Raw genomic sequence first — 17,980 nt, forward strand, 5'->3', positions numbered from 1 at the left:
GATGATGATTCGGTACACAACGGCCAGGGAACGGCGGTCGCGGAGTCGGAGGAGGCGCTCAGGTGCATGGCGCATCCGGCCCGCATGCGGCTGCTCGGCGCACTGCGGGTCGGTGGCGTGCAGACGGTCGGTGAGCTCAGCGCCGCCACCGGTGAGGCGCCAGGCGCGGTGAGTTACCACCTTGCGCAGCTCGCGAAAGTCGGGCTTGTCGAAAAAGCGGTGTCGCCAGATGGGGACAAACGCAAAAGCTACTGGAAATCGTGCCATCATGCGACAAATGTACAGACGGACAGTGCGGACGCAGACGTCATCGACGCGTTCAGCCGCACGGCGGCGCTCACCTACCAAATGGCGTATGAGCGGTTCCTCGACGTGCTGCCCACGCTGCCGCAGGAGTGGGCGCAGACGTGCGGTGCAAACGACCGCGTACTGCGGCTCACCGCGGAGGAGACGCGCGCGATGGTGGAAGACCTCAACGCGGTGATGCATAAATGGGAGCAGTTGAGCGACGCCCGCAGAGTGGCTATCGAACGTGACGCTGGCGCCGGCGCAGACGACGATACCGCCGTCGAACCGGTCGCCGTGGTGCAGCAGGTGTTCCGATGGGTGCCGTGACCGAGGCGCCCGCCATGCGCCGCTCGTTCTGGCGCGCGCCGAATTACGCCGCTTGGTTCACCGCGGACACGGCATCCGCCGCGGGTGGGTCGCTGCGTGCGCTCGCCGTGAGCCTCGCCGGATACGCGGTCTCCGGGTCGACGGCCGCCGCAGGCTGGCTCGGCACTGCCGCGCTCGTCGCGCAGCAGGTGGCGAGCGTGTTCGGCGGCACGTTCGTCGACCGCCATGAGCGTCGCACGCTGATCGTCGTCAACGCGGCGGTCGGTGTGTGCGCATGGGGGAGTGTGGCGGCGCTGCTCGCGGCGCGCATGCTCACCTACCCGCTGCTGCTCGTGATTGCCACGCTTGGTTCTGCGGTCAGCGGCTTTCTTGGTAGCGCGACCGACGCGATGCTCCGCTCGATCATCGGCGTGCGCGACTACCCGAAAGCGCTCAGTCTCAACCGCGGGCGTGACGCGACAATCAACATCGCCGGCAATCCCGTCGGCGGATTCCTCTACGGCGTCGCGCCTTGGCTGCCGTTCCTTGCAACGGCGTGCCTGTACGCGCTTTCCGGTGCGGCCGCGCGGCACATTCGCATGCCGCGTGCGGCGCACGCGCCCGCCGCACGATCGTCGTTCTTCGGCGACTTTGTGAGTGGATGGTCGTGGTCGCTGCGCAAACCGCTGCTCGTGACGGTCATGATTGCGGCGGCGGTGCTCAATTATGGTGTCAACGGCGTCGAATATGCGATTCAGTTGCATCTGATGCAGCTCAACACGAACGCGACGCTCATCGGCGCAATCGGCAGCGGCCTCGCCGCGATGATGCTCGTCGGCGCGTTCGCCGCCGCGCGGTTGAGCGACCGCGTGCCGGTCGGCGGTTGCATCTGCGTCAGTTTCGTGTTCCTGTGCGTGTGCGTGGCGCCCATGCTGCTCGTGTATGGGCCTGGCGTATCGCGTGGCGCGTCGTATGCGCTTGTGTTCGTTGCGAATTCGGTGATGGGTCTGCCGTTCCCGATCATCGACGCGCTACTGCTCGGCTTCGTGTATGCCAAGGCGCCCACGTCGATGCAGGGCAGAATCGCCGTTTCGCTCACCGTGCCTGCACAGGCGCTCTCCGCGTTCTCCAGCGCGAGCGCCGGCACGTTGCTGCCCGCGCTCGGATTCCGCGGCACCATCGCGGTGTTCCTTGCGGCGCTTGCGCTGTCCGCCCTGATTGTGCTGTGCAGTGCGCGCATCCGCCGCATCCCGCGCGCCGGCGGCTGGGACACGGCGGAACTGTAGGTGGATGGCTTAATCGTCATGCATGCGCTTGGCGGCCTCTTGATATACATATCCATCGTCACGGATGCCGATCACGATGACAATCATCTGCGTGGCGGTGCGCTCCAATCGATATACCACGCGCACTCCGTCGTTGCGTAGCTTGATTTTCAATAAGCCGCTGAGGTCGCTGCCATTGTGGTGTCCAAGGGGCTTGCCATAGCCGCCTTCCTGTTGGGGGAGAGGATTGGTGGCGACTTTACGAAGTGCTTTTTGGATGTGGCTTTTAGTCGGTTCTTTGATTTTGCGTAGATCGCGAACGGCTTTATCGGTGAAGGTTATGGTCCAAGTCATTCGAATTCCGGTTCGTATCCATCGTCAACGGGTCGATAATCCTCTCCGAAGGCTTCGTCCATGGTGTACCGCTTGCCGTTGTCGTGCTCCACGCGATCTTTTGCGAGTATGTACAGCTCGTAGTCTTCTGCGATCTCGAGCAGACGCGTATAGTCCTCTGGTGTGATGATGACCGCCGCGGGTTTGTTGTTACGCATGATAATGGCCGGTTGGTCGTTCTTCACTGCATTGATGGTTCGGCTTGCGCCTCCATGGTTCAGTGTGGAAATCGGAACAATACTGTCGAGCAGATGGGACGTTTTCAAGATGCTCACCCCTTCCATATACCTAGTATACAGATTATACTACTAATTCGTATTCCATAAAAGAGATGAGCGCAATAGCGGCGCTGCGGGAATGAAGCGAACGGCGGCGCCCTCAGGCAGAGAGGGAGCCGCCGCTGTATGGTGCAGGAATGATGTGTTCGGTCAGTTGAGGGCCCAGGTTGAGCCGTTGGGGCCGTCTTCAATCGTGATGCCCAAGGCCGCAAGGTCGTCGCGGATCTTGTCTGCGGTCGCGAAATCCTTCGCCTTGCGGGCCGCGGCGCGCGCCTCGAGCTGCGCGTCGATGAGGCGCTCGAGCGCGTCCTGCGCCGCGGATTCGCCGCCGACCTCGTCGCCGCCGCTGATCCACGGTTCGGCGAGCGGGTCGAGGCCGAGCGTGTCGAGCATCGCGCGCACGTTGACGAGTGTGCGGCGTAGTGCTCCGCGAGCGGCAGCGTCGGCGTCATCCACGAGCTCGGTCAGTTGCGTGTTGCCGGCGCGCACTTGCGTGAAGATTGCGGCTGTTGCACGTGAAACATTGATATCGTCGTTCATCGCGGCAACGAAGTCGACCGGCAGATCATCGGCGAGCACAGCGGTGATCTCTTCGCGCGACGGCTGCCCGCCGAGCGCTTCGCCGGCGTGTTCGATGAAATTCATGATGCGGTCGTACGCGGCCTGCGCCTCGGCGAGCGTCTGGTCGGACCACTCGAGCATCGACCGGTACTGCACCGAACCGAGCGCGTAACGTACGACCCACGCCGAATGCTCCTTGAGCACGACGGGCACCGAGAGCCCGTTGCCCAGGGACTTGCTCATCTTTTCGCCTTTGGCGGTGACCCACGCCGAATGCATCCAGCGGTTCGCCGTGCGGTAGCCGGCAGCGCGCGTCTGCGCCATCTCGTTTTCGTGGTGCGGGAAGCGCAGGTCGAGGCCGCCGCCGTGGATGTCGAACATGCCGTCGAGGTAGCGGTAGCTCATCGCCGAGCATTCGATGTGCCAGCCGGGGCGCCCGGTGCCGAACGGCGTCTTCCAGCGTGCGTCGGCCGGGTCGGTGGCCTTCGGGCGCTTCCACAGCGCGAAGTCACGCGGGTCGCGCTTGTCTTCGGAGAGGTCGGCCGAATCGACCGGATTGTACTTGTCTTCGCCGGTGGCGTCCACCGAGGGGCCCATGCGGTCGGCCACGGCCGCCGCCTCATCGACCTTGGCGGTCTGCTTCTGGTGCGTGAGCTCGCCGTAGTGCGGCCACGACGCCACATCGAAGTACACGTCGCCCGTGAGTTCGCCGTTCCCGTCACGCACCACGTACGCGTGGCCGTTGTCGATGATGCGCTCGATCAGGTGGATCATGTCCATGATGTGCCCGGTCGCGCGCGGCTCATACGTGGGCGGCAGCACGCCCAGCTGCTCGTAGGCGCTCGTGAACTCCTGCTCGTAGTGGTAGGCGCGCGCCCACCAGCGCTGCCCGGCCGCCGCGGCTTTGTCGAGGATCTTGTCGTCGATGTCGGTCACATTGCGGATGAACGTGACGCGGTAGCCGAGCCTGAGGAACCAACGGCGGATGATGTCGAACGCCACACCGGCGCGGATGTGCCCGATGTGCGGTGAGCTCTGCACGGTGGCGCCGCACACATACATGCCCACCTTGCCAGGCTGGATCGGCTCGAACCGCGAGACCTCATGCGACGCCGTGTCGTAGAGTTTCAGGTCGACGGCCGCGTTGGCGACGCCGCCATTGCCGGCCTGAAGTGTCTCGGCGAACTGCGGATCCGTGAAAGTGCTGGAATTGCTTGCTTCGTGGGTATGCTCGGTCATGGTTCGAGCGTACGTAGACAACTAGACGAGTGCAGCCGCTACTGGCCCATTTGCTCGGAAAGGTCGAGCCATTCGGCCTCGAGGTCGTCCGATTCCGCCTCGAGTGCCTGCAACTGCCCGTTGAGCTCGTTCAGGCCGGCGTAGTCGCTCGGGTCGTGGGCCGCCATCTGCGCTTCAAGCTGCTCCTTCTGCGCTTCGATCTTCTCGAGCTTGCGTTCGATCGCCGACACGCGCCGCGAGGCGTCGGCGTAGGCCTTGCCGCTGAGCTTCGGCGCTTCCGGCCCGGCGGGCGATGCCGCGGTTGCAGTGGCAGCATCCCCGCCATCGGAGGCCCCACCGGGTCCAGCACCCTCCAGCCCCAGCGGATCCTCGCCCCGCTTGAGCTGTTCCACCATGTCGAGGTAGTCCTGCACGCCGCCCGGCAGGTGGCGCACCTTGCCGCCGATCAGCGCGAACTGCTCGTCGGTCACGCGTTCGAGCAGGTAGCGGTCGTGGCTCACCACGATCAGCGTGCCCGGCCACGTGTCGAGCAGGTCCTCCATCACGGCCAGCATGTCGGTGTCCAGGTCGTTGCCCGGCTCGTCCATGATCAGCACGTTCGGCTCGTCGAGCAGGATCAGCAGCAGCTGCATGCGGCGCTTCTGGCCGCCCGAAAGGTCGCGGATCGGCGTCATGAGCTGCGCCGCCTCGAACCCGAGCCGCTCCATGAGCTGGCCCGGCGTCACCTCTTTGCCGTCCACGATGTAGCTCGGCTTGTAACGGCTCAGCACTTCCTTGACCTTGTATTTGCCGAGCTTCTCCAGCTCGTCGAGCCGCTGTGAGAGCACGGCGAAGCGCACGGTCTTGCCGATGTTCACGCGCCCGGCCGTGGGGGTGAGCGTGCCGTCGAGGATCTTGAGCAGTGTCGATTTGCCCGCGCCGTTCGCGCCGACGATGCCGAAGCGGTCGCCCGGCCCGATGAGCCACGTCACGTCGTCAAGGATCTTGCGCCCGCTCACCGTGATCTCCACGGCCGCGCTTGTCTCGTCGGCCTGCGCCGCCGGCTCCGCGGCCCCGGCCTCGCGCGTGCCGCGCAGCGCGTTGATCTCGCCCGCCGGCTCGTGGTGCGTCAGCCTGTGCTCGGCGGCGACCTCGCCTGCGCGCGCGCCGAACGCCGAGGCGAGCCGCGGGTCGTCGGCGTCGTCGACGGCGATCGTGACGCTGCCGAACACCTGCGGTTCCTGCACCATCGGCTCCACCACGTCCACGGTGCTCGCCGACCGCGCGCTCGCCGCGAGCGCCGCCGCATCGGGGTCGATGTCGGCATACGCGCCCTGCTCGCGGTCGTAGACCTGCGTCACGTCGACCAGGTCCACGACCTGCTTGCCCAGGCGCGCGGTGGCCATCTGCTTGAGTTCCAACGTGTTGCGCATCGGCGGCACGTCGGCGATGAGTTCGGTGGCCGCCTTGACGTGGAATTTCTGCTTCGTGGACCGTGCGCGCGCCCCGCGCGAGAGCCACGCGAGCTCCTTGCGCGCCAGGTTGCGGCGCTTGGTCTCGCGCACGTCGGCCTGCCGGTCGCGCTCCACGCGCTGCAGCATGTAGGCGCTGTAGCCGCCTTCGAACGGTTCGATCTGCCCGTCGTGCACTTCCCACATCGATTCGCACACTTCGTCGAGGAACCAGCGGTCGTGCGTCACGAGCAGCAGTGCACCGGTGCCGCGGCTCCACCGGTTCTTGAGGTGTTCGGCGAGCCAGTGGATGGTGATCACATCCAGATGATTCGTGGGTTCGTCGAGCGCGAGGATGTCCCAGTCCTTGAGCAGCAGGCGCGCCAGGTCGGCGCGGCGCCGCTGGCCGCCGGAGAGCGAGCCGACTTTCGCGTCGAGGTTCATACCGCCCAGCAGCGCCTCCACGATCTCGCGCGACTGCTGCTGCGACGCCCACTCGTAGTCTTCGCGCCCCTCGAGCGCGGCCTCGCGCAGCGTCGCGTCGTCGTCGAGCGTATCGCGCTGCGTGAGCATGCCGAACGTGAGCCCGTTGCGGCGCGTCACACGCCCGGAGTCGGGCTCCTGTGTGCCGTCGAGCAGCTTGAGCAGTGTGGATTTGCCGTCGCCGTTGCGGCCGACGATGCCAATGCGGTCGCCTTCGAACACGCCTTGCGTGACGTCGGTGAACACGGTTTTTGTGGCGAATGCGAGCGATACATGCTCAAGTCCCAGGTCATAAGTCGGCATAGTGGTCCACTGTAATGAGACCGCGGTAAATCACCGTGCCGGGGCCGTGCGCGCCGGCTAGTTCATCAGCGAGCGCGCGTAGGTGTTGCAGCGCGCGGCGAACCCGGAGAACACCTGTTCGGCGAGCGGCTGCAGCTGGCCGTAGATCGCGGCGTAGGCGTCGCGCAGTCGGGATTTGGATCCGCCCGACGCTTTGAGCTGCTTGACCATGGCGGGTTCGTCGAGCCACTCCTCGAGCAGCTGTGGCGTGACTTCGAGGTGGAACTGCATGCCCAGGGCCGAGCCGAAGCGGAATGCCTGCACTTTGGTTTCGGCGGACCGGGCGAGCAGTTGCGCGCCTTCGGGCAGGGTGACGGCGTCGGCGTGCCAGTGCAGTACGTCGAGTTGTTTGCTCCACATGGAGAAGTAGTCGTGGCGTTCCATGCGTTTGATCGGCATCACACCGATTTCGGGCGTGCCGTTGCGCTTGAGTTTGGCGCCCAATGCCGTGCCGATGATCTGGTGGCCCAGGCACACGCCGAGTACGGGTTTGCCCACGCTCACGGCGGCGCGCACGAGTTTGGCTTCGGCTTTGAGGCCGGGGTAGTCGTCGAAGTCGGTGGCGCCCATCGGACCGCCCATCAGCACCACGCCGGCCACTTCGTCGAAGTCCGGCATGTCCGGTTTTTTGTGTGTGGTGATGTTCAGCGTCTGCGTGGGCAGGTCGATCTCTTCGAGGTCGGTGAGGATGCGCCCGGGTTTTTCCCATGCGGCATGCTGAAGAATCAGGACTTCCGGTTTGCTCATAGCCACTATTGTGCCATCTGCCCGGACGAGGCGGCGCAGTCCGTCTACTCCCAGCCGCTTTTCGCCGTTTGCGTCACTGTTTTCGCGGTTACGGTCACTGTTTTCGCTGTTATCGTCATTAATTCAGCCAAAAAGTGACCATAACGGCGAAAACAGTGACCGTAACCGCGAAAACACACAAGATGGGGCGGTGCGTAGGCCGCTGCGAACCGGGGCGCCCGATACAGGAACGCCGCGCACCGCGCATGGGGCGGATGCCCCGCGCACGGTGCACGGCGTTCGCGCTTTCAGCGGCCGGTGATTTCGGACCCGACCACCTTTTCGCTCAGCGCACGCGGGCCGCGGGTCATCGCGACCGCGCCCGAGCGCACGAGCTCGATGATGCCGTAATGCTCGAGCAGGCCGAGCAGCGCGTCGATCTTGCCGCCCGCGCCGGTAGCCTCGATCGTGAGCGATTCGGGATTCACATCCACCACGCGCACGCGGAACAGGCGCACGATCTCGAGCACATCGGAGCGGTTCGACTCGTCGGCGGCCACCTTGATCAGCACAAGTTCGCGCTCCACGGTCGTCGTGGGGTCAAGATCGACGATCTTGAGCACATGGAGCAGCTTGTTGAGCTGCTTGATGATCTGCTCGAGCGGCACATCCTCCACGTCGGCGGTCACGGTGACACGCGAGATGTCGGGGCGCTCGGTGGGGGAGACCGAAAGCGAGTTGATGTTGAACGCGCGGCGCGCGAACAGGCCAGAGATGCGCGCGAGCACGCCCGGTCGGTTCTCCACGAGCACCGACAGCGTGTGACGCTGGGAACCCGGCTTGGATGCAGGATACGATGCCATCTGTCTTGCGCTCCTTTCAGTTGTTTTCCTCGGTGGCCACGGCTTCGGCGAGCGATTCCGCCACGTCTTGCGCGCTCGGCTGCCTGTCCTGCAGGCTCACGTTGCCCTGCGGGTTGAGCAGCGGCTTGATGCCCGGCATGTACGTGACGTTGTCGTTGGAATCGCCGGCGGCGACCATCGGCCACACCATCGCGTCCTTCCACACATGGAAGTCGATGAGCACCGGGCGGTCGTTGATCTGGTTCGCCTTGCGGATGCACTCGATGGCCTCTTCCTTGGTGCGCGCGCGCATGGCCACACATCCGTAGGCTTCGGCGAGTTTGACAAAGTCCGGCACGCCCACGAGCCCGGTCTTCTCCTCTTCGTGCAGGATCGTGGCCGAATAGTGCTTCTCGTAGAACAACGTCTGCCACTGGCGCACCATGCCGTACACGGAGTTGTTGAGCAGCGCGATCTTGATTGGTGTGCCCTCCATGAACGCGGTGGCGAGCTCTTCGCTCGTCATCTGGAACGAACCGTCGCCGTCGATGAGCCACACCGGCTTCTTGCCGTCGAAGTACTGCTGCGAGCCGATTTCGGCGCCGATCGCGGCGGGCAGGCCGAAGCCCATCGTGCCCAGGCCCCCGGAAGAGATCCACTGGTGCGGGTGATGGAACTCGATGAGCTGCGTGGCCCACATCTGGTGCTGGCCCACGCCCGAGACCCAGATCGTGTTCGGGTCGGCCTCGGCCGAAAGCTGCTGCACGACCCACTGCGGGGCGAGTGTGCCGTCGGTCGGCTCCTCGTAGCGAACCGGGTACTGCTCCACCCACTTGTTGAGCAGCGTCCACCACGTGGTCAGATCCGGCTTGCCGTGCTCCTTGTGCAGCTGTTCGATCTGCGGGATCAACGCCTGCAGCACGGTCTTCACGTCGCCGACGATCGGCACGTCCGCCACGCGGTTCTTGCCGATCTCCGCCGGGTCGATGTCGATGTGGATCACGCGCGCGCCCGGAGCGAACGCCTCGAGCTTGCCGGTCACGCGGTCGTCGAAGCGCGCGCCGATCGCCACAAGCAGGTCGGAGCGCTGCACGGCGCCGGTCGCGGCGATCGTGCCGTGCATGCCGAGCATGCCGAGCACGGCCGGGTCGCTATCGGGCACAATGCCGCGCGCGGGCAGCGTCGTCACAATCGGCGCGCCGGTCAGGTCGCTCAGCGCCTTGATCTCGTCGCCGGCGTCGGAACGCACGGCACCGCCGCCCACGTACAGCACGGGGCGGAACGAGCGTTGGAACATGCGCGCGGCGTCGGTGAGCACGCGGCCGTGTGCCTCGGTCACGGGGTTGTAGCCGGGCAGGATCATGCGCTGCGGCCACGAATAATACATCTCGCCGTTCTGCGCGGTCTTCGTCAGGTCGACGACGACGGGGCCGGGGCGGCCGGAGCGCGCGATGTAATGCGCTTCGGCGAGCACGCGCGGCACGTCCTGCGCATTGGTGACGAGGTACGAATGCTTGGCCACCGGGTAGGTGGCACCCACGATGTCGGCCTCCTGGAACGCGTCGGTGCCGATCGAGTCGACGCCCACCTGGCCGGTGATCACCACCATCGGGATCGAATCCATGTTCGCGTCGGCGATCGCCGTGATGATGTTCGTGGCGCCGGGGCCGGACGTGACGATGCACACGCCCACTTCGCCCGTGGCCACCGCGTAGCCTTCGGCGGCATGGCCGGCGGCCTGCTCGTGGCGCGTGAGGATGAACCGGAACCCGGTCTCCTCGTTGATCGCATGGTAGACGGGCAGGATCGCGCCTCCTGGAACGCCGAACACGTCTTTGACTCCCAGGTCCTCCAGCGAGCGTACCAGCGCTTGCGCGCCGGTCATCTTCTCTCCGTCGGCGATGGTGCGCTTGTGCTGATCCCCGGCGGATTTATTGACGCCGCGGAACGCCTGCAGGGGTGTAGGTGACACTGCTTTCCCTCTCATTGATAGTACGGCTGGGGCGGGCCCCACGATTGCAGCCATACTACTGGACGCATGCGGTGCGTGGGGAGTGGTGACCGAATGCTGAATCGAGATATGGACGCGCGTGCCACACCCGTCGGCGCGCGCGTCGCAGATGGCTTACGCCGCTACTTGCCGCGTGCGTCGAGCTTCTTCCACCCCTCTTCGGCGGCGGCGAGCTGCGCCTTGCGCTTGCTCGTGCCGGTGCCGGTGCCGATGATCTCAATCGAATCGCCGAGCATGGCGCGCGCCGTGAACACCGGCGCATATTCGGGGCCGGCCACCGACATCTGGTACCGCGGCTCGCCGAGGCCCATCTGATGCGCCTTCACGGTGAGCGACGTCTTCCAGTCGAGCGCCGGGCCCTCGCTCGCGACTTCGGCGAGCGTGTCGTCGATCAGGTGATGCACGACCTTGCGCGCCTCGTCGATGCCGTGCTCCACGAACGTGGCGCCGATGAGCGACTCGACGATGTCGCACAGGATCGAGCTTTTCTCGGCACCGCCCTGTTCGCGCTCGCCGTGGCCGAGCAGGATGTAGGGGCTCACGTGCAGTTTGTCGCGCGCGATGGCGCTCAGTTCCTCTTCGGAGACGGCCTTGGCACGGATCTTGGCGAGCTGGCCCTCGGTCATGTCGGGGTGCTGCGAGAACAGCGTCTCGGTGGTGACGAGCTCGAGCACGGCGTCACCAAGGAACTCGAGCCGCTCGTAGTTCTTGACGCCGGGGTGCTCGTGCGAGAACGAGCGGTGCGTGAGCGCCTCCACGAGCAGGTCCGGCTGCAACGTGGTGCCGAGCGCGGCGAGCAGCTCGCTGGAAGGTGATGTGGTGTCTGTGCTTACCCGAACGGAATGTGAACTCATAGTTGGCATACTACTCGGTGCCGTAACGGGGCGCCGGGCCCGCCAAGGCATAGAAAAACGCCCTGCCACCCGTCGATGGCAGGGCGTTGAGCGTCAGTGAACCGCCTGGATTCAGCGCGAATGCGTGGCGCGGATGGCCTCGCGGTAGACGCGGCCGCGGTAGGAACCGCAAGTCGGGCAGGCCATGTGGGCCAGGGTCGGAGCGCCGCAGTTCGGGCAGCTGATCGTCTGGGCGGCCTTGGCCTTCCAGGTGGAGCGACGCGTGCGCGTGTTGGCGCGCGACATCTTGTACTTTGGCAGTGCCATAGTCGTATCCTCTGTTTCGTTCGAACAATATGAGCTTAAGCGTTCAGCATGTTAACACAGCTGCGGTACAACTCAGGCGTCGCCCTGCTCTTCCGCCTCGAGCTGCTCCTTGAGCGCGGCCAGACCGGCGAACCGCATGTCGGCCACCTTGTGCTCGTGCTCGGGGTGCTCGTTGAGGTCGACGCCGCACTGCGGGCACAGGCCCTTGCAATCCGGGCGGCATAACGGCTGCAGCGGCAGCGCGTCGACGAAGGTGTCGCGGATCAGCGCTTCGATGTCGGCGAACGCGCCGCGGTCGACCAGCGGGTACACGTCCTCCGCCTCGTCCTCACCGGCGAAGATCTCCACTTCCTCGTCCTTGTCTTTGCCGTCGTCCGGCTGCTCCTCGAAAGGGAAGAACGCGGTCGCCTGCGCCGTCCAGTCGCGGTCGAGCGGCGTGTCGCAGCGCGTGCACACGGCGTGCACCGGCGCGGTGAAGCTGCCGGTGAAGATCAGCCCGTCCACAATCGAGTCGAACCGCCCGCGCACCTGCACGTCGCTGCCCTCGGTGATGCCGACGATCGTGTCGCCGATGCCGCTCGGCGCGGGGAACGCCTTGTCGACCTCCATCGACTGCCCCGCGCGCGAACCGATCTGCGCCACGGGAATCGTCCAATCCGTGTATGTGACTCGTGCCATGTGACTGCTCTCTCCATTTCCTCGTGCCGGGCCATGCGTGCGGCCCGGTCTGCTGTTTGGTTCAATCGCCTGCGCGCGCGTGGTATTCCACGCCGCCGCGCCGGCCTAGTCGTCCGGATAGTCGTCCTCGTCGAGCCGCGGCAGCTGCTCGGCGGCCTTCTGCTGTCGGTCCTCGAGCACCTTGAGCCCCGCCTGCACGTCGCGCTCCAGCTTGTGCAGCTGTTCTTCGAGGTCGTTCATCACGCCGATGCAGTAGCGGTCGGCGCCCTGTGTCAGGTGGTCGGATTTGCTCTGCGCCTTGTCGAGCATCGAGCGTGCCTTTTCGCGCGCCAGCTGTGTCACGTTTTCCTGGCTCGCCATGAAGCGCACCTGGTCGTTCGCGTCGCGCACCATGTCGGCGGCGCGGCTCTGCGCGGACGTGATGATCACGTTCGCCTGGCTTTGCGCGTCGGCGAGCCGGCGCTCGGCCTCGCGCATCAACGCGCTCGCGCGCTCGAGCTGCACGGGGAGCATCGATTTGAGCGACTGCAGCTGTTCGAGGAAGTCGTCGCGGTCGATCTTGACGGCCGTGGGTGAGAAGATCGAGCCTTTCGCCTCGTTGAGCATGCGTTCCATCGCGTCGATCGCGTCGTACACGGTGGTGAACTCGGCCTGTTCGTGCGCCGGCGTGGCGCCGCCGTCATCGGCGTGGCTCTCGCGCAGGTCGGGCAGGTCGTCCATCGAGAATCGCCGGCGTTGCGCGGGGGCCGCGGATTCGGTGCCGGCGGTCTCGGCGTCCGGCTCGGGGTGTGGATCGGTCATGTCCGTCATGGGTGTGCTCCTTCTTGCCTCTCTGTGGCCTCGGTTTACCGCTGTGCAGCCGTGGCCGGCCGTTCGGCGTGCAGCGCGGTGTACAGCATGGGGATCACGTAGTCGGGCACCATGCCGGTCACGTCGCCGCCGTGGCGCGCCACGTCTTTGACGACCGAGCTCGAGATGTGCTCGAGGGCCGGTGCGGCGGGCAGGAACATCGTCTCGATGCCGGCGAGTTTGCGGTTCACGAGCGCCATGCCCAGTTCGGCCTCGTAATCGCCGTTCTGGCGCAAGCCCTTGACGATCACCGGCGCGCCGACCTTGGTGCAGTAGTCGGTGATCAGGCCGTCGGTGGAGCTGACGGCCACATTGTGGCATTGCATGTCGGCGAGCGCATGGCGGATGATGTCCACGCGTTCGTCTTCGGTGAACAGCGGCGTCTTCGCCGCATTGACCGCCACCACCACATGCACTTCGGTGAACAGGCGCGCGCATCGTTGGATCACATCGAGATGTCCGATTGTCACGGGGTCATAGGAACCGGGGCATACTGCAATAGTCATACGCACTAGAGTACTGTGCGGCGCGCCTGAACCGGGGCGTTTCGCCCGTTTTTTCGCTCTTGGTGCCCTACGCGCGCGCAGATGCCGGCCATGCGTGCCACAATGGAGGGCACATGGCAGGCTTGTGCGCGGGTGGCGCGGTTGGCGCGCACCGTGCGCACATACAGAAACGGAGAGATCGATGAGTGCATGGATGGATGGCCTTGATGACGATCCGCTGTTCGCGCCCGATTCGGGCGGCGGCACCGCGGTGCTCGAACGGCCGGTCGAAGAGGAGCAGGAGCAGCGCAGCAACGATGGTGAAGGCGACCGCTTCGCGCATTACGTCTCGCGCGAGCGCATCGCCGAATCGCGCCTGACGGGGCGCCCTGTGGTGGCGCTGTGCGGCAAGGTGTGGGTGCCGAAGCACGATCCGAAGAACTACCCGGTGTGCCCGGAGTGCAAGCGCATCTTCGAGGAGTATGGCGCCGGCGGCGGGTTCTAACCCCGCCGTGCCCACAGCACACTGCGCACGCATTGCATACAGCACTGCCCGTAGCGGTCCTTCCCGCTACGGGCAGTGCTGTGTTCATGCGCCGGTGATCTCGTTGATGCGCTGCAGTTCCTCTTGCGTGAAGTCGGTGTTGTCGATCGCGGTCAGGTCGTCGAGAACCTGCTCCGGTTTCGAGGCGCCCACGAGCACGGTCGTCACCGCGTCGTCGTGCAGCAGCCAGGCGAGCGCCATCTGCGCGAGCGACTGGCTGCGCGCCTGGGCCAGGCCGTTGAGCGCGCGGATCTGCCCGATCTTCTCGTCGAGCTGGGACTGGTGCAGGAACCGGCCGTCGTGCGCGATGCGGCTGTCGGCGGGGATGCCGTGCAGGTAGCGGTCCGACAGCAGGCCCTGGTCGAGCGGCGAGAACGTGACGAGCCCCTTGCCGAGCTTGCGCGTGGCTTCTTTGAGTCCGTTGTGCTCGATGGTGCGGTCGAACATGTTGTAGCGGTTCTGGTTCACGATGAACGGCACGTGCATCGCGTCGAGCAGCTGCGTGGCGCGTTCGAGCGTCGGGCCGTCGTAGTTCGACAGTCCCGCGTAGAGCGCGCGGCCCGACTTGACGGCCGTGGCGAGCGCGCCCATCGACTCCTCGAGCGGCGTCTCCGGGTCCATGCAGTGGTGGTAGAACACGTCCACATAGTCGAGCCCGAGCCGCGCGAGCGACTGGTCGAGGCTCGCCAGCAGGTATTTGCGGCTGCCGCCGGCGCCGTACGGGCCCTCCCACATCTCGAACCCGGCCTTGGTGGCGATCACGAGCTCGTCGCGGTGCGCGCGCAGGTGCCGGTGCAGGATCTGCCCGAAGTTGCGTTCCGCCGCTCCCGGTTCGGGGCCGTAGTTGTTGGCCAGATCGAAATAGGTGATGCCGTTGTCGAACGCGGTGAACACCACTTGCTGCATCTGGCCCATCGGCGTCAGGTCGCCGAAATTGTGCCACAGGCCGAGCGCCACCTGCGGCAGGCGCAGGCCGCTCGTGCCGCATCGCGCATAGTCCATCGATGCGTAGCGCGTGGGGTCGGGCGTATAGACATGGGTCGGTTCGAGCATCGTCACTCCATCCTCAATGGGTTGTGTCCGGGTTGTGCAGGTCTCGCATCACTGCGGCAGCACGGTCGTTTCGGTGGGGATCACCGGGTCGCCGCGCATGAGCGACTGCGCGGTGATCGGCAGTTCGTCCAGCGACTGCGCGTGGTAGTCGCGCGCGTTCATGATCGCGTCATGCCCGCGCCACTGGTCGTCGATCTGCCCGTGGTCCACATAGTCTACGAGCAGGTTCTTCCACCCTTCTCCCGGCGCGAAATCGGCGAGCGCCTGCGCATTGCCCGCGATCACATGCTCGCAGCTCGCGAGCGAGTATTCGTACGAGCGGAACGCGAGCTTGCGCCCCGGCACCGTGGCCTTGTCTTTCGACTTCTTCGCCACCGGCTCCATCACGCCGTGCGCGCCCATGCGCTCGGTCAGCTTGTAGACCATCGCGCACGTGGGGGCGCCGGAGCCCGTGACGAGCTGCGTACCGACGCCATACGAATCGACCGGCGCGGTCTGCAGCGCGGCGATCGCGTATTCGTCGAGGTCGTTCGTCACCGTGATCTTCGTGTTGACCGCGCCGAGCGCGTCGAGCTGGTTGCGCACGCGCTGGGCGAGCGCGGCCAGGTCGCCCGAGTCGATGCGCACGCCGCCGAGCTCCGGACCGGCCACTTCCACCGCCGTGCGCACGGCCTCCTCGATGTTGTATGTGTCGACGAGCAGCGTGGTGTTCTTGCCGAGCGCGGCGATCTGCGATTCGAATGCGGCGCGCTCGCTGTCGTGCACGAGGGTGAAGCAGTGCGCGGCGGTGCCGATTGCGGTCAGACCGTACAGTTGCGCGGCGAGCAGATTCGCCGTGCCCTTGAAGCCGCCGACGATCGACGCGCGCGCCGCCGCCACGGCCGCCCACTCGTTGGTGCGCCGGCCGCCCATGTCCATGCATGGGCGGTTCTTCGCGGCCGACGTCATGCGCGAGGCCGCCGCGGCCACCGCGGAATCGTAGTTGAGGATCGACAGAATCAGTGTTTCGAGCAGTGTGCACTCGCCGAACGTGCCTTCGACCTGCAGGATCGGCGAGTTCGGGAAGTACGCCTCGCCTTCACGGTAGCCGCGGATCGTGCCGTTGAAGTGGTAGTTCTCAAGCCAGGCGATCGTCTCTTTGTTCACGATGTGGCGGTCGGCCAGGAACCGCAGGTCGGCTTCGCTCGGGTGGAACGCCTCGAGTTCGTCGAGCAGGCGGCCGATGCCGGCCACCACGCCGTAGCGGCGGCCTTCGGGCAGATGGCGCGTGAACACCTCGAACACGCAGTCGCGGTTGGCGGTGCCGTCGCGCAGTGTGGCGTCGAGCATCGTGTACTCGTACATGTCGGTCATCATCGAGGGATTGACCGGTCCGCTGCTCGAACGGCTCAGATTGGCGGGCTGGTTGGCTGGTGTGGGCATGGGTGGCTCCTTTGCTGGGCTGTGTGCAGCGTTGCTCTTAGCGTAGTCGCCGCGAGCGGCAATACGCTGCGGGCGTCTCGCAAGCGGGCGGCGCGCGGGTGGTGCAGGGCCGCACGCTAGACTGGGGCCATGCGTTTTGTTGCGGGAATCTGGCGCCTGGCGATTGTGGCGTTGTGCGTGATGGGCACGTCGGAAGCGTGGACCCAGCCGAACCGTTGGGTGTATTTCACGTTCCAGACCGGCGCGCTCGTCGGCTTCGTCATGCTGTGGGCGGCCGCGGCGAGCCTTGTGCACGGTGTGCAGCCGCCGGCGTGGCTCAAAGGCGCGGCCACCACCTACGCGATCGTGGTGGCGCTTGTGGCGTTCACGATGTTGCCGCCCGACGACCCGCGCACTGTGCCGCAGATCATGGGCATCATGACCAACACGATGCTGCACCGCATTGTGCCCGCCATGGTGGTGCTCGATTTTCTGCTGTTCGACGAACACCGGCGCCTCAAGGCGTCGTACCCGCTGCTGTGGCTCATCTACCCGCCGCTCTACCTGACCTTCGTGCTCGTGCGCGCCTGGTGGTGGCCGCACGCCGGCCCCGGCGCCGGCGGCAGCCCCTACCCGTACGACTTCCTGAACCTGCCGGCCGTGGGCTGGGCGCAGTTCGGCATCGCGTGCCTTAAAGTGCTCGCCGCGTTCCTGGCGAGCGGCGCGGTGGTGTGCCTCGTCGACCGCGCGCTTCCCGAACACGCGCTCGCGAAGTAGCCACGCGCTGAACCGGCGCGCACGTACTATCCTGCAAAGAGCAACACAACCGGTGCGCCGCCGTGCGCGCACCATGAGAGGACACCCAACACCGTGGAAATCAAAGACATGCTCGACGCCCAGACGATCATTCGCCCTGACGGCCGCGCCGTCGACGAACTGCGCCCCGTGAAGATCACCCGCAGCTTCACCGACGTGCCCGAAGGCTCCGTGCTCATCGAATGCGGCAACACGCGCGTCATGTGCACCGCCACGTTCACCTCCGGCGTGCCGCGCTGGCGCAAGGACAGCGGCCTGGGCTGGGTGACCGCGGAGTATTCGATGCTGCCGCGCGCCACAGCCGAACGCACCGACCGTGAATCCGTGCGCGGCAAGGTCGGCGGCCGCACGCACGAGATCAGCCGCCTCATCGGCCGCTGCCTGCGCGGCGTAGTCGACATGAAGGCCCTGGGTGAAAATCAGATCCAGCTCGACTGCGACGTGCTGCAGGCCGACGGCGGCACGCGCACCGCGTCGATCACCGGCGCGTACGTGGCGCTTGTCGACGCGCTGCACTGGGCGAAAAGCCAGCGCAAGATCCGCAGTGTGGAGCGCGTGCTCAAAGACAGCGTCTCCGCCGTCTCGGTCGGCGTGATCAACGGCACGCCCATGCTCGACCTGCCGTACATCGAAGACAGCCAGGCCATGACCGACATGAACGTGGCGATGACCGGATCGGGCGACTTCATCGAAATCCAGGGCACCGCAGAGCACCGCCCGTTCTCGCGCGCCGAACTCAACGAACTGCTCGACCTGGCCACCAAAGGCAACCGCGAACTGCAGCGCGCGCAGGCCGACGCGCTCGCCGAACTCGCCGAGCACTGATCATC

General features: G+C 65.9%; 19 protein-coding genes. 5 read left to right on the plus strand and 14 right to left on the minus strand.

Annotated features, from left to right (window positions below):
* Window positions 1-66 precede the first annotated feature (66 nt).
* A complete protein-coding gene (locus PG2093B_RS01370) occupies window positions 67-615 on the plus strand; it encodes an ArsR/SmtB family transcription factor (protein WP_242502767.1) in 549 nt (182 codons plus the stop codon).
* A complete protein-coding gene (locus tag PG2093B_RS01375) occupies window positions 603-1,880 on the plus strand; it encodes an MFS transporter (RefSeq protein WP_207214989.1) in 1,278 nt (425 codons plus the stop codon). The genes PG2093B_RS01370 and PG2093B_RS01375 overlap by 13 nt, the downstream gene beginning before the upstream one ends.
* A 9-nt stretch (window positions 1,881-1,889) precedes the next feature.
* Here PG2093B_RS01375 and PG2093B_RS01380 read toward each other — a convergent pair whose 3' ends face one another.
* From PG2093B_RS01380 to coaD, 12 genes are all read right to left on the minus strand, one after another.
* A complete protein-coding gene (locus tag PG2093B_RS01380) occupies window positions 1,890-2,213 on the minus strand; it encodes a type II toxin-antitoxin system RelE family toxin (RefSeq protein WP_129863935.1) in 324 nt (107 codons plus the stop codon).
* Window positions 2,210-2,536, minus strand: a complete 327-nt coding sequence (locus PG2093B_RS01385) for a type II toxin-antitoxin system Phd/YefM family antitoxin (protein ID WP_129896813.1) — start codon at window positions 2,534-2,536, stop codon at window positions 2,210-2,212. The genes PG2093B_RS01380 and PG2093B_RS01385 overlap by 4 nt, the downstream gene beginning before the upstream one ends.
* A 144-nt stretch (window positions 2,537-2,680) precedes the next feature.
* Window positions 2,681-4,330, minus strand: coding sequence for a cysteine--tRNA ligase (cysS, locus tag PG2093B_RS01390; RefSeq protein ID WP_129896814.1), 1,650 nt, complete (start codon window positions 4,328-4,330; stop codon window positions 2,681-2,683).
* A 38-nt stretch (window positions 4,331-4,368) separates the two neighbouring features.
* A complete protein-coding gene (locus tag PG2093B_RS01395; protein WP_129896815.1) occupies window positions 4,369-6,546 on the minus strand; it encodes an ABC-F family ATP-binding cassette domain-containing protein in 2,178 nt (725 codons plus the stop codon).
* Window positions 6,547-6,603: 57 nt separating this feature from the next.
* Entirely contained in the window at window positions 6,604-7,332 is a 729-nt protein-coding gene (locus tag PG2093B_RS01400; RefSeq protein ID WP_129896816.1) for a type 1 glutamine amidotransferase, read from the minus strand.
* Window positions 7,333-7,619: 287 nt separating this feature from the next.
* The gene (gene ilvN / locus PG2093B_RS01405; protein WP_022858325.1) at window positions 7,620-8,174 is read right to left on the minus strand and encodes an acetolactate synthase small subunit; all 555 of its coding nucleotides are present in this window, start codon (window positions 8,172-8,174) and stop codon (window positions 7,620-7,622) included.
* Between the two features lie 16 nt (window positions 8,175-8,190).
* Window positions 8,191-10,140: an acetolactate synthase large subunit gene (locus tag PG2093B_RS01410; RefSeq protein ID WP_129896817.1), complete on the minus strand. Its 1,950-nt coding sequence runs from the start codon at window positions 10,138-10,140 to the stop codon at window positions 8,191-8,193.
* 146 nt (window positions 10,141-10,286) lie between these two features.
* Window positions 10,287-11,018 (minus strand): ribonuclease III, encoded by a 732-nt coding sequence (rnc, locus tag PG2093B_RS01415; RefSeq protein WP_129896818.1) that lies wholly within the window; start codon window positions 11,016-11,018, stop codon window positions 10,287-10,289.
* 111 nt (window positions 11,019-11,129) lie between these two features.
* Window positions 11,130-11,324, minus strand: coding sequence for a 50S ribosomal protein L32 (gene rpmF / locus PG2093B_RS01420; RefSeq protein ID WP_022858328.1), 195 nt, complete (start codon window positions 11,322-11,324; stop codon window positions 11,130-11,132).
* A 72-nt stretch (window positions 11,325-11,396) separates the two neighbouring features.
* A complete protein-coding gene (locus PG2093B_RS01425; RefSeq protein WP_101398294.1) occupies window positions 11,397-12,002 on the minus strand; it encodes a YceD family protein in 606 nt (201 codons plus the stop codon).
* Between the two features lie 105 nt (window positions 12,003-12,107).
* Complete coding sequence (locus PG2093B_RS01430) at window positions 12,108-12,803, minus strand: cell division protein (protein WP_242502773.1); 696 nt, start codon at window positions 12,801-12,803, stop codon at window positions 12,108-12,110.
* A 44-nt stretch (window positions 12,804-12,847) separates the two neighbouring features.
* Window positions 12,848-13,357, minus strand: coding sequence for a pantetheine-phosphate adenylyltransferase (coaD, locus tag PG2093B_RS01435; protein ID WP_101398295.1), 510 nt, complete (start codon window positions 13,355-13,357; stop codon window positions 12,848-12,850).
* Between the two features lie 181 nt (window positions 13,358-13,538).
* Between coaD and PG2093B_RS01440 the strand changes: the two genes are divergently transcribed.
* Window positions 13,539-13,841: a DUF3039 domain-containing protein gene (locus PG2093B_RS01440; RefSeq protein WP_026647964.1), complete on the plus strand. Its 303-nt coding sequence runs from the start codon at window positions 13,539-13,541 to the stop codon at window positions 13,839-13,841.
* 84 nt (window positions 13,842-13,925) lie between these two features.
* Here PG2093B_RS01440 and PG2093B_RS01445 read toward each other — a convergent pair whose 3' ends face one another.
* Entirely contained in the window at window positions 13,926-14,933 is a 1,008-nt protein-coding gene (locus PG2093B_RS01445) for an aldo/keto reductase (RefSeq protein ID WP_129896819.1), read from the minus strand.
* Window positions 14,934-14,981: 48 nt separating this feature from the next.
* Window positions 14,982-16,355 carry a nicotinate phosphoribosyltransferase gene (locus PG2093B_RS01450; RefSeq protein WP_129896820.1) on the minus strand — a complete coding sequence of 458 codons (1,374 nt, stop codon included), beginning with the start codon at window positions 16,353-16,355 and terminating at the stop codon, window positions 14,982-14,984.
* Between the two features lie 129 nt (window positions 16,356-16,484).
* On the opposite strand from PG2093B_RS01450, the gene PG2093B_RS01455 reads away from it, so the two are divergent.
* Together PG2093B_RS01455 and rph are read left to right on the plus strand one after the other, a co-directional pair.
* Entirely contained in the window at window positions 16,485-17,111 is a 627-nt protein-coding gene (locus PG2093B_RS01455) for a Pr6Pr family membrane protein (RefSeq protein WP_095507418.1), read from the plus strand.
* A gap of 108 nt (window positions 17,112-17,219) precedes the next feature.
* Entirely contained in the window at window positions 17,220-17,975 is a 756-nt protein-coding gene (rph, locus tag PG2093B_RS01460; protein WP_129896851.1) for a ribonuclease PH, read from the plus strand.
* The last annotated feature ends 5 nt before the right edge of the window (window positions 17,976-17,980 follow it).

The organism is Bifidobacterium pseudolongum subsp. globosum, assembly GCF_004155535.1.
Taxonomy (GTDB): domain Bacteria; phylum Actinomycetota; class Actinomycetes; order Actinomycetales; family Bifidobacteriaceae; genus Bifidobacterium; species Bifidobacterium pseudolongum_C.